General features: G+C 58.3%; 8 protein-coding genes and 4 pseudogenes. 5 read left to right on the top strand and 7 right to left on the bottom strand.

The window, feature by feature from the left end:
* The first annotated feature begins 361 nt into the window (after nucleotides 1-361).
* The 3 genes from CO656_RS29190 (at nucleotide 362) to CO656_RS30625 (ending at nucleotide 3411) form a co-directional block, all read left to right on the top strand.
* The gene (locus tag CO656_RS29190; RefSeq protein ID WP_097528106.1) at nucleotides 362-1375 is read left to right on the top strand and encodes a 1-aminocyclopropane-1-carboxylate deaminase; all 1014 of its coding nucleotides are present in this window, start codon (nucleotides 362-364) and stop codon (nucleotides 1373-1375) included.
* 840 nt (nucleotides 1376-2215) lie between these two features.
* Nucleotides 2216-2917 carry a class I SAM-dependent methyltransferase gene (locus CO656_RS29185; protein ID WP_097528105.1) on the top strand — a complete coding sequence of 234 codons (702 nt, stop codon included), beginning with the start codon at nucleotides 2216-2218 and terminating at the stop codon, nucleotides 2915-2917.
* 341 nt (nucleotides 2918-3258) lie between these two features.
* A complete protein-coding gene (locus CO656_RS30625) occupies nucleotides 3259-3411 on the top strand; it encodes a hypothetical protein (RefSeq protein WP_176536712.1) in 153 nt (50 codons plus the stop codon).
* Between the two features lie 2 nt (nucleotides 3412-3413).
* Here CO656_RS30625 and tnpB read toward each other — a convergent pair.
* From tnpB to CO656_RS30055, 6 genes and pseudogenes are all read right to left on the bottom strand, one after another.
* Nucleotides 3414-3651, bottom strand: a pseudogene (tnpB, locus tag CO656_RS29180) (IS66 family insertion sequence element accessory protein TnpB); the annotation flags it as partial.
* 94 nt (nucleotides 3652-3745) lie between these two features.
* Nucleotides 3746-3943 (bottom strand): hypothetical protein, encoded by a 198-nt coding sequence (locus CO656_RS31360; protein WP_272938892.1) that lies wholly within the window; start codon nucleotides 3941-3943, stop codon nucleotides 3746-3748.
* Nucleotides 3944-4067: 124 nt separating this feature from the next.
* Nucleotides 4068-4748 (bottom strand): annotated as a pseudogene (locus CO656_RS29175) (tyrosine-type recombinase/integrase); the annotation flags it as partial.
* Nucleotides 4745-5275 (bottom strand): tyrosine-type recombinase/integrase, encoded by a 531-nt coding sequence (locus tag CO656_RS29170; protein WP_234819734.1) that lies wholly within the window; start codon nucleotides 5273-5275, stop codon nucleotides 4745-4747. The gene CO656_RS29170 and the pseudogene CO656_RS29175, both read right to left, overlap by 4 nt.
* Nucleotides 5276-5457: 182 nt before the next feature.
* Nucleotides 5458-6252, bottom strand: coding sequence for a hypothetical protein (locus CO656_RS30060; RefSeq protein WP_234819735.1), 795 nt, complete (start codon nucleotides 6250-6252; stop codon nucleotides 5458-5460).
* A 210-nt stretch (nucleotides 6253-6462) separates the two neighbouring features.
* A pseudogene (locus tag CO656_RS30055) lies at nucleotides 6463-6581 on the bottom strand (IS66 family insertion sequence element accessory protein TnpB); the annotation flags it as partial.
* Nucleotides 6582-6975: 394 nt separating this feature from the next.
* Between CO656_RS30055 and CO656_RS30435 the strand changes: the two are divergent.
* Both CO656_RS30435 and CO656_RS29150 read left to right on the top strand, forming a co-directional pair.
* A complete protein-coding gene (locus CO656_RS30435; RefSeq protein WP_158254919.1) occupies nucleotides 6976-7218 on the top strand; it encodes a hypothetical protein in 243 nt (80 codons plus the stop codon).
* A gap of 102 nt (nucleotides 7219-7320) precedes the next feature.
* Nucleotides 7321-8751 carry a hypothetical protein gene (locus tag CO656_RS29150; protein ID WP_141471835.1) on the top strand — a complete coding sequence of 477 codons (1431 nt, stop codon included), beginning with the start codon at nucleotides 7321-7323 and terminating at the stop codon, nucleotides 8749-8751.
* Nucleotides 8752-9456: 705 nt separating this feature from the next.
* Here CO656_RS29150 and CO656_RS29145 read toward each other — a convergent pair.
* A pseudogene (locus CO656_RS29145) lies at nucleotides 9457-9909 on the bottom strand (transposase); the annotation flags it as partial.
* Nucleotides 9910-10033: the final 124 nt, after the last annotated feature.

Below are 10033 nucleotides of genomic sequence, written 5' to 3'. Positions count from 1 at the left end.
CCGCTACCGCCCCAAATACAGCAACCCAAAACCGCAGGAGCGAACTCAAAACTGGATAAAACTTGGGGGCAAGGTCACGCGAACTTGAGCGCATCGTGCAGGAATACTATGCTTGTATGGTCGGAGGCGCCCGCATTCCGGTCGTACTAATCCGAGAAATGCAGTTCTTCGGTTCGATATAGGCATTGGCAGTCGACCGCAGCCGGCATATCGGTTGCTTGGTCTAGGGATGAGGCGCTCGAACTAATGATAGACATTTTCTGGAATATTGAGCAACGCAGCTAACCTCAAATCGAACACGCCCTTAAAAATGACTGGTGCATAGCTAGATTCAGCTCAATCACGTGTTGCTGGAGTGAACATGCTTCAAAAGTTCGAGCGCTACCCGCTCACCTTCGGACCCACGCCCATCGAGAAGCTCGACCGCCTCGGCAAGCATCTAGGCGGAAAAGTGGAAATTTACGTCAAACGCGAGGACTGCAACTCCGGTCTTGCGTTTGGCGGAAACAAGCTCCGCAAGCTCGAATACATCATCCCCGATGCGATCGCGTCAAATGCCGATACGCTTGTCTCCGTCGGCGGCGTGCAGTCCAACCACACGCGGATGGTCGCCGCGGTCGCCGCCAAGATCGGCATGAAATGTCTCCTGGTTCAGGAGAGCTGGGTACCACATGAGGATGCCGTCTACGACCGGGTCGGCAACATTCTCTTGAGCCGCATAATGGGGGCAGAGGTGCGCCTGGTCGACGATAGCTTTGACATCGGCATCCGCCGCAGTTGGGAACAAGCGCTCGATGAGGTCAAGTCAAGGGGCGGCAGGCCCTACGCGATACCGGCCGGGGCCTCAGTTCACAAATATGGCGGCCTCGGCTACGTAGGGTTCGCGGAGGAGGTGCGCACCCAAGAGAAACAGCTTGGGTTTACCTTCGACTACATCGTCGTTTGCACGGTTACGGGCTCGACGCACGCCGGCATGGTCGTTGGATTCGCCAAGGACGGTCGACAGCACAAGGTGATCGGTATCGATGCCTCCGCCACCCCCGCCCAAACCAAGGCCCAGGTGATAAACATTGCCCGACATACGGCGAAGCTCGTCAGGCTTGGCACTGAAATCGTCGAGGATGACGTAGTGTTGCTCGAGAAGTACGCGTACCCGCGTTATGGCATTCCGTCGGAGGAAACCAAGACTGCCATCCGTTTGTGCGCGCGGCTCGAGGGCATAATTACTGATCCGGTCTATGAGGGCAAATCGATGCAAGCGACAATCGACCTTGTCCGGAAAGGCTTTTTTCCAAACGGATCGAGAGTCCTCTACGCGCATCTCGGCGGCGCCCCGGCGATTAACGGTTATGGCTACACGTTTCGCAACGGCTGACGCGCCACAGACGACCATTAAAAAACCTTGCCGCATTGAGAATAACTAATCTTGAAGTAAGCTCCGGTCTATTGTGAGGCGACCCCGTCTTTGGATCACCTGAGCCGGAACTTCGGGATTGTGACGGTGGGCTGCTGCTTGCAAAAATACTGGACAGCGGTGTATGGGCTAACGCGAGCAAATGTTCTTACCTCGATTGCCTGACCGGAGCCGAAGTCCGAATTGCCTTAACGGCTTCGGCCGCCTTGGTTGAGCGGGTTTACGGCGCCCGATCCGTGGCGGTCCAGCACCGCGAGGCCCGCGGAGGACACCTGCCGCCACTGCTGATGACATGTCGGCCAACCAACACTGTTGTCCAATTTATCGTTCACCCGACATAGTGGTGCCGGGACGGTTTGTCCTGCACTGTCATGTAACCACTTGAACAGTGATACAAACTCTCCTACGATCCGTTCTTGAGTAGTTGGCACGACTTCTGAATCTCTCCGTTGCATTCTACATGTGTCGTTTCCGACGGTTTACGCGGCGGCTCAAGTGGCTCAGAAGCGACCGTGTCACATGCTTGCAATGGACCTTATGATAGTTGTGCATCTCATCGAAACAGCTCCAGGCAGCGACACAATGCCTCGATATCCGCGCCGCCGGTGATCCCGGGGGCAAGTGTAATATTTCGCGGTTCTCTAGGGCCGAGAGTTGGAACTCAGTACGAAGTGCTGCAACCGGAACGGCGGCCAAGGTAAGGGGCGAAGCATCCTTGATGAGCCGGTGCAAGGTCATTTGGCCGGCAGAGTAGCCGCGGAAGGCGGCCAAAATTGAATTTGCCTGCACGGAGAAAAATACATGGACACCAGCGTTGTTCAACAGAACACACTTCGACAAGCGGCGCAAAAGCGGATCAAGGCTTCACATGCGCTCGGTGGTGACGCCGATCGCTTAGCCCAATACTATCATGAATGGGCCGATTCCTACGAGTTGGACGTTGAGCGAGAACGCTACTGCGGCCCCTCGATCGTGGCGGAACTCGCGGGCGCACTGCAGGCGGCTTACATCGACAGAGAGCGAGCAGCGACGGCAATCCTGGATGCTGGCTGCGGTACAGGGCTAGTTGGCGTTCAATTGGAGCATCTCGGCTTCCGCTTGATAGACGGGTTCGACCTCTCAGAGACGATGGCCGAAATGGCGCGCCAAACCGGCGTCTACCGAAACGTTGAAGGCGACGTTGATCTAAGCAGGCCAATCTCGGACTACTCGTGTGCGAGCTATGATATGACCGTCTGCTGCGGCGTCTTCACGCTCGGGCATGTCCACCCGCATGCGCTGCGCGAGCTGGCGCGGGTCACGCGTCCGAACGGGTTCGTGGTCGCAAGCGCCTGCGAAAGTCATGCGGGGGCAACGTCGTTTGAGGACGAGGTGATGTGCCTGCAAGAGGCTGGCGTCCTTACGCCGGAACAGTGCCTGAACGACGGCAAGTTCCTTGGGGAGGAGGACGCGCATTACTGGATTTTGCGAGTGAACGGGAAGCCCGCCGAGCAGCGAATATGACCTGCGGATCTGCGCTAAGGCGAGTGCTCACGCATACAAGGGTGCCCAGCACGTGAGGTCTAGCAATCTTGTCTCTTGTTCAGCGCGGCATTTCGCGAGGTGAATTGCCGGCGCCTGTGGCCGCGTCTCAGACAAACAGCCGATCGACCCACCTCTAACTGCATGCGGCCGTGCTACGCGGTGGGAGGGACGAATGATGGCGTCTATGGTGACCACGTTTTGCTCCCTTCCCTATTCATTATCAACGCCAGCCATACCGCCGCCGAGGACCAGTCATACCCACTCAGTAGTCACGCTCGATTCACTCGCTAAGGTGCATCCACCCTTCGACGGCGGGGGACTTGGATGAAAACTATTGGCTGCATTACGAAGGCAACGAGCGCCTTGAGGTCGGCATTCTCTGCATCGAGCGAGAGAATGATCTGACTGAATTGCGCGGCATCCTGAGGTACAGGGTTCGGGTCGAAGCGGCATGGCAGACCCTAGCACATTAGGATCAGGCCGTTGTCGTTGGCCGCTTTACGGCGTTTCGCTTGACCCGAGTCCAATCGATGCTGGCCAGCAAAAGCGAGAACTCTTGGCTACTCATCCTGCATCGCGCCAACGCGGATCGTGGCCGAAACCAACTTGCCCCGCTCCAGCCATTTCGTCGCCAGGATGATGCCAGAGTCACCCCAATAAATGCAGCGCAGGCGATCGCATCGCTTGGCGCGGAACACGAACACGTCACCACATAACCGTTTTTATGTGCCGGGCGAGATCATGTGGCCGAGCCGCGAAGACGGCTGCCGAAGCCTGCCAAATCTGGAATCCTCCGCCACATAATATTCAGATGCTGTTCAGCAGTTGCAGTACGGCGTCATTTGGTCGGAAACGGACGCCAAGATCGCCGGAGACTCCAGCCTTCTCGAGACCTTTGCGCATCATCTCGACATCGGCGGCGGCATAGCGATGGGTTGTGGCGACCTGTGCGTGCCCGAGCCAGGCTTGGATTGTCAAAAGGTCCACGCCCGACTGCAGAAGCATCATGGCAAGTGAGTGTCGGAAGATGTGCGGCGATATAGGCTTGTGAGGCCGGCCTAATGGTCACAGCTTGGGCCGCCGCACGCCGCACGATATGGGTTGCTCCGAAGCGCGTCAGCCGCTTGTTGCGGGCGCCGACGAATATCGGTCGAGGCTCGTGGTTCGCGATTCCGTGTTCGGCCAACAAGGCTGTCAGTGCTCTCGCCAGATGCTGAGGAATGGGGATGACGCGGTCTCTGCGCCCTTTGCCGCGCAGCATTACTTGCGGGTGCGACCGTTCCAACTGAAGGTCGTTTGCATTGACGCCGGTAGCTTCGGAGACCCGCGCGCCGGTCCGTGCCAGGAACAGTAGGAACGTGCGGTCACGCCGACCACGGGACGTCCTTGGATTGGGCGCCTCGATGAGGGCTTCCACTTCGGCCTTGGTGAGGTGGTGCGTCACCTCGATGTGCGCCCGCTTTATGGGAATCGTCAGCACGCGTTGGGCGACACCGAAGGACGCCGGAAAGGCGGCTGCGACATGGTGGAAGAACGATCGGATCGCCGCTAGGCGGGCGTTGCGCGTGGCGATGGTGTTGTTCCGCTTCTCCTCGAGTTCGTCGAGAAAGGCGAGAATGAGGTCTCGATCGAGCTCCTCGAGCACCAACGCAGCCGGCTTCTTCCGCAACCGGGTGGCGGCAAAGAGGATGAGCATGCGCAAGGCGTCGCGATAGCTGACCACGGTCGCGCGAGTCGCGTTGCGTTGTTTGGTCAGGCGCCGGCGAAAGTAGGACTCCAAGAGCGGCGCCAGGAGTAAATGTTCACTCATGCTGCGCCTCCATCGAGGAAGGCGCGCTCCGCCGCCATGGCGAGAAGATCCACCGAGCCAGTGAGGTAGTAGGCTGTGTCACTGTAGCTGGCGTGGCCGAGATAGGTGGCGAGCACCGGGAGTAGCGCCTGGACGTTGGCGCGTTGTTGATGCCAAAGGCTCATGCGGGTCACGGCAAACCGGTGCCGCAGATCGTGCGGCCGCAACGGCTTGCCGTCATCAAGGCCGGCGAACTTGCGGACCTGAGCAAATCCGCTTTGCAAGCCAGTCGCCGAGAGGCGGTTGCCACGAGAGCTGAGAAAGAAGGCCTGGTCCTTGGGACTGGGAAAAACGGCATCGCGCTCACGGGCATAGCGGCGAAGCGCTGTTTGGGTCGTTGTGTGAACCGGAACGAGACGATCCTTGCGGAACTTCGTCTTCCGAACCAGAAGAACCCCGTTGGTCAGATCGACATCGGAACGATCAAGCCTGACCACTTCGCCCGATCGCAGTCCCGAGCTTGCTAACAGTCCGATCAGCGTCGCCATCGTCCGCCCCTGAGAGGGATATCTGGAGAAATGCGGGCGCATGCGTCGATGAGCGACGCCAACTCTGCCTCGCTGAGGATACGCGGAGGCGGAATCGCCCTGGATCTAGAATAGGGCAAAGGCGGTCATGCCGCGCCTCCCGGAAAGGGGAGTGCGACCTCGGCGAGCTGCGGTCGCAACCTTTACGTAAAGCGCCGTTGTGTTGATGCTCCGGTGGCCAAAAAGATCGGCGATCTCGTTGATTGGCCTTCGCTGCCCGCGCGTAACTCGCCGTTGCGAATGCCCGTGGTGGCGAGCAGCAGCAGGATGGCTCGATCGCGGATATCGACCGACGTCGTTGCGCCGATCGCATCGATTGCGCGCCGAACGTCACCCCATGCAAGGCGCGGCGGCAGATGCGCCAAACGCCAATAAGGCGTCCTCGCGACGATGCGGGCAAGATCTTGGTGATGGTGGCCAGCCCAACATAAAAACCGAAGAGATGTTCGAATGTGAGAAGTCGCTGCCGTGCGGGTGCCGGAGGTCGCCGATAGCGACAGTCGATGCTCGACAGCAGCGAGCACGTGCTCAGCTGTCAACGCCTCAAGGTCTTGGCCGGGATGACCACCCAATCCAGAAGCGTCGGCCGCCCAGAAGAACACCTTCGCGGGTCTTCGGCTCCAGGCCCCGTACTCTGCGCAGATAGTCCGAAAGGAGGCCAGAAGCAGAGCATCCGGGTCAGCCCTTTCACTTGGAACGGAAATAATGAACCGTTCCGGAGCCACTCGCCGTGCGTGTGCCAGAGCCGATACTGCCCCGATGCGCGGAGTATCCGTAGTAAACGAGCCCAACGAGCTGTCGATGACATCTTGATGGATTGGCATCAGGCCACAGCGCGTCCCCGCAAACTGGCTAAAACGCGCAATCCGGCTCAGGTAAATCGTGGCGGACGCTCGCTTATAACCGACCGTGAAAAAATGCTCCGCGAGGCGATCCATCTCGCCACCGAGCGCACCGCTCCGAGCCGTTTGAGTACCCCACGATTCGAAAAATAGAAGTCGAGCATCCTGCCCCTCCAGCATTGCGGCGCAGGGGGATCCCGCACCCATCCCAGAGGCACGAAATATTATGTGGCGGAGAATTCCAGATTTAGCAGGCCGGCAGCCGTCTTCGCGGCTCCGCCACATTAAATCTCGCCCGGCACATAAATAGGGATAGGTCGCAATGGCCGACGCCACGTATGCACCAGCCCATTCATGCCGCGCCGGAAATCGATTGGCTGCGTCGCCACCATGATCTCCACGCCATTCGACGAAAGTCCGATCACCGGCGCCCTCGCAACGCCGCCACGATCGCCTGCACCAACTCGTGCACCTGCGAGCCGATCAGGTCATGCGCGCTCCGGCAATCTCGATCGCAATCGACCCGTGGCAACGAGGGCGTTATCCGACGACGAGCCCTGGCGCGCCGCTCGATCGCAAACCACCGTCATCGGTATGAACATGGCCTGCTGCGAGCAGGCTTGCTCGGATCGGCGAGAGGCCAGCCCGACTTCCCGGCGTCACGTTCAGCAAACCGCGATCCACGCCCCAGCGCCGGGCAACAGGCGAGATGTCACCTTGGGTTGAGCGCTTTCGGCAAGGATCCGCGCCTTCTCTTCGTCGGTCCAATTCCGCCGCTGGCGCCGGCCGGTGATCACCTCGGTCCCCGGTAGCCCCTTCATGCCTGGCTTCATCCATGACCTCAAGCACGGCATCAGCGCAATCTCCAACCATCCCGTTTCACTCTTGCCGATGAAGGAGCTTATCTCTCGGCCTCAAGCACAAAAGGAAAACAGATGTGGCTTCATCGCAGCCTGTCACCGCCGTGTTGTTGAGGCTGAACGGCACGGCTTTCAACACCAGTTTGAAAATATGGTCTTCATGAATACGAGTCATAAACTGGTGACGAATATGCGTTTGTAACTCGGGGTGGTGCACCCGAGAATAAACGGACAGAAACAACACGTTTCGCGTAGGTTCAGCCTCTACTGCAGTCTGTGCCATCAGAAATGGGAGGTGTGCGCCGTGAGTACATTAGAAACTTACTTTCCCTCACAGCGTGAGCAAACGTTTCTAGACAAAGTTGTTAACGGGACTTACGACCGGCAGATCATCGCCGGCATAGCCAAGTTCGCCAGCGAGAATGTGCCCCAAGATATGCGCGGCTTTTATTCACGAGAAGACCTGGATCAGATCCTCGAGCTGAAGGGCACCCCGAGAGATCTAGAAGCTAGGATGCCCATCAAGATCACGCGGCACTACTATGAGCAGGCGCAATACAGCCGCCCCATGCAGACCCTGGTGAAAGCCAGCCCGAGAGAGACCTATGACCTGGACGGCGCAGAAGATCCAGGAAAGCAGATGACCTTCAGCCCGTGCGAGGGGCTGATCCATAAGTACGAACTTGGTCTACTCTACGTAGCATCCACCTGCTCCGCCCACTGTCGCTTCTGCTATCGCGAGGAACTGATTGGTCGCAAACCGATTAGTCGCGAAGACGGCACGGTAACTCCAAAGGGTCTGGCACAGCTCGGTAAGGTCGTCGGATATATTCGTGAGCACAACAGGCTGGTGTCCGCGAACGGCGGCCGCCATCCGGAGACCGGTCGCGAAAAGCTACGCGAGATCCTGGTGTCGGGCGGTGATCCCATGGTTCTAGGAAACAAGAACCTTGCTGCTTGGCTGGCCGGGCTTGCGGAAGCCGGTGTTGAGAATATCCGCATTGGGACCAAGGAACTGGCGTTTTATCCGCAACGTTTCGACAAGACCTTCTTTGCGATGCTCGACGCGTTCCACCAAGCTTATCCGGCAATCAGCCTGCGGATGATAGTGCACTTCAACCATCCCGATGAATTCTTGCGCAAGGCGCCCGATGGCGGCTATACCGACAATCCTGGGGGTGGGTTCGAATGGATCGCCGAAACCCGGGCTGCGGTAAACGAACTCGCCCGGCGCGACTGGATCACGATGCACAATCAGTCGCCGATTATTCGCGAAATAAACGACAACGCGGATTCGTTGCGCATCATGCAGCGCGAGATACTCCGCAACGGTATCGAGAATCACTACTTCTTCTGTGGCCGTGACATAATTGGCCACAAAGCGTTCAATGTCCCGATTGAACGTGCTTGGCAGATTGTCAACGAGTCTCAGAAGGGCCTCTCCGGCGTCGAGACGCATGCGCGGCTCTCGATCACCCACTACAAAGGCAAGACCGAAGTTGCTGCCGTTACCAATGAGTTCGTACCTGGCATTCCTCGCGGCGAAAAGGGCGTCGTGATTTTCAAACTACTGCGTTCGGCCGCTGATGCACGAGATCGATCCAAAGTGACGATCGTCGGTCGAAACCCGAATGCCATTTGGTTCAGCGGCTATAACGACCGTGTGATTTTCGATGAGGCCGGTCTCTACTCAATGTATGGAATTAAGCCCGCATTTGTCCAGGCGGCCGAGTAGATGCGACGTATGGGGCTTTCGAACAGTACGGAAGTATCGATTATACCGTCATCCACAACTGAATTGAACTGCAAACACATCGTCTACGTCGCCTGTTTCCGGTTCTCCACGAGAAGCAGAGATTTCTGATTATCACTCCGACGAATGCTTTGACGTTGTGTCTAGCAAGTGTTCCGCTCGCGCTCGAGCAAGTTTGCAGATGAGTAGGAGTCGATACCCCGGAATGAACACAGCAGAGGCCGGAAACCATAGGAAAGTAGATCATCCTTTGCCGGAGCCTGCGATCTGTTTGGTAGGACCGTATGTCCGCCTCTGGGGTGAGTCGACCAGGCCCGTCCAGCAACCCTCGAACGCGCAGTGTAGAGCGGGCTACACGCAGAGGCCGACACAGCGGCGCTGATTCCTGGTCTCGCTTCCCGCAGGTTCACTGCAGCGCGACTTCTGATTCCACGGAATACACGGCTCCGAGCTTCGCCAGTTGGCGCGAAGGTCAATGAGCACGCGCTAGGCTAGCTAGCTGCTTTTGCTGGAGGCGCAGCGCATCTCCAAACCCGTCACTCAGCAGCGCTTCGGGGTCGACTTTCGAAGCTTTATGTGTCGACGCCCAGCTGCGGGGATGACGAGATCATGATCGTGTCCCGGGAGGTGGTGTAGGTCGCGGCTGAAGGCCGTGCTTTCCGACATAGAGCCGGAGGGATATAAGCGGGCCACAGCGGGCAGACTGATTTGCGGATCATCGCTCATTTGCGCCATGGTCTCAAGTGTCAGGTACCGGGCGCGTTGGACGGCCCATTAGTCATTCTGTTCGAGCAGCCGTGCGCCGACGAGACGGACGATGGCTTCGTCGTTCGGAAAGATGCCGACGACCTCGGTGCGTCGCTTGAGTTCGCCGTTGAGACGCTCGATTGGATTCGTCGAGTGCACCTTTGCCCGGTGCTCTTTCGGGAAGGTCATGTAGGCGAGCACATCCTCTTCAGCGTTGTCCATGATGGTGGCGAGCTTTGGAACTTTCGGTCTGATCTGATCGGCGACGCTGCGCCATTGAGCGCTGGCTGACTCCGAGGTCTCCTGGGCAAAGGCCGTTGCGATGAAGGCCGAGACGACCCGCCGGCCGCTCTTGCCGGCATGCGCCAGAACGTTTCTCATGAAGTGGACCCGGGGGCTGTTGAAGAAGTCTCATGCATCTGATTCAATTGAGTAATCGTTGATTCTCTGGAGCCTTCACGATGCTCGGCCGTAAGGAACGTGATCAGCTTGAACTCTATATGTGCGGCTCGCTTCG

This window comes from Sinorhizobium sp. FG01 (assembly GCF_002531875.1).
Lineage (GTDB): Bacteria > Pseudomonadota > Alphaproteobacteria > Rhizobiales > Rhizobiaceae > Sinorhizobium > Sinorhizobium fredii_C.
This window is presented reverse-complemented; position numbering and strand designations above follow the sequence as displayed.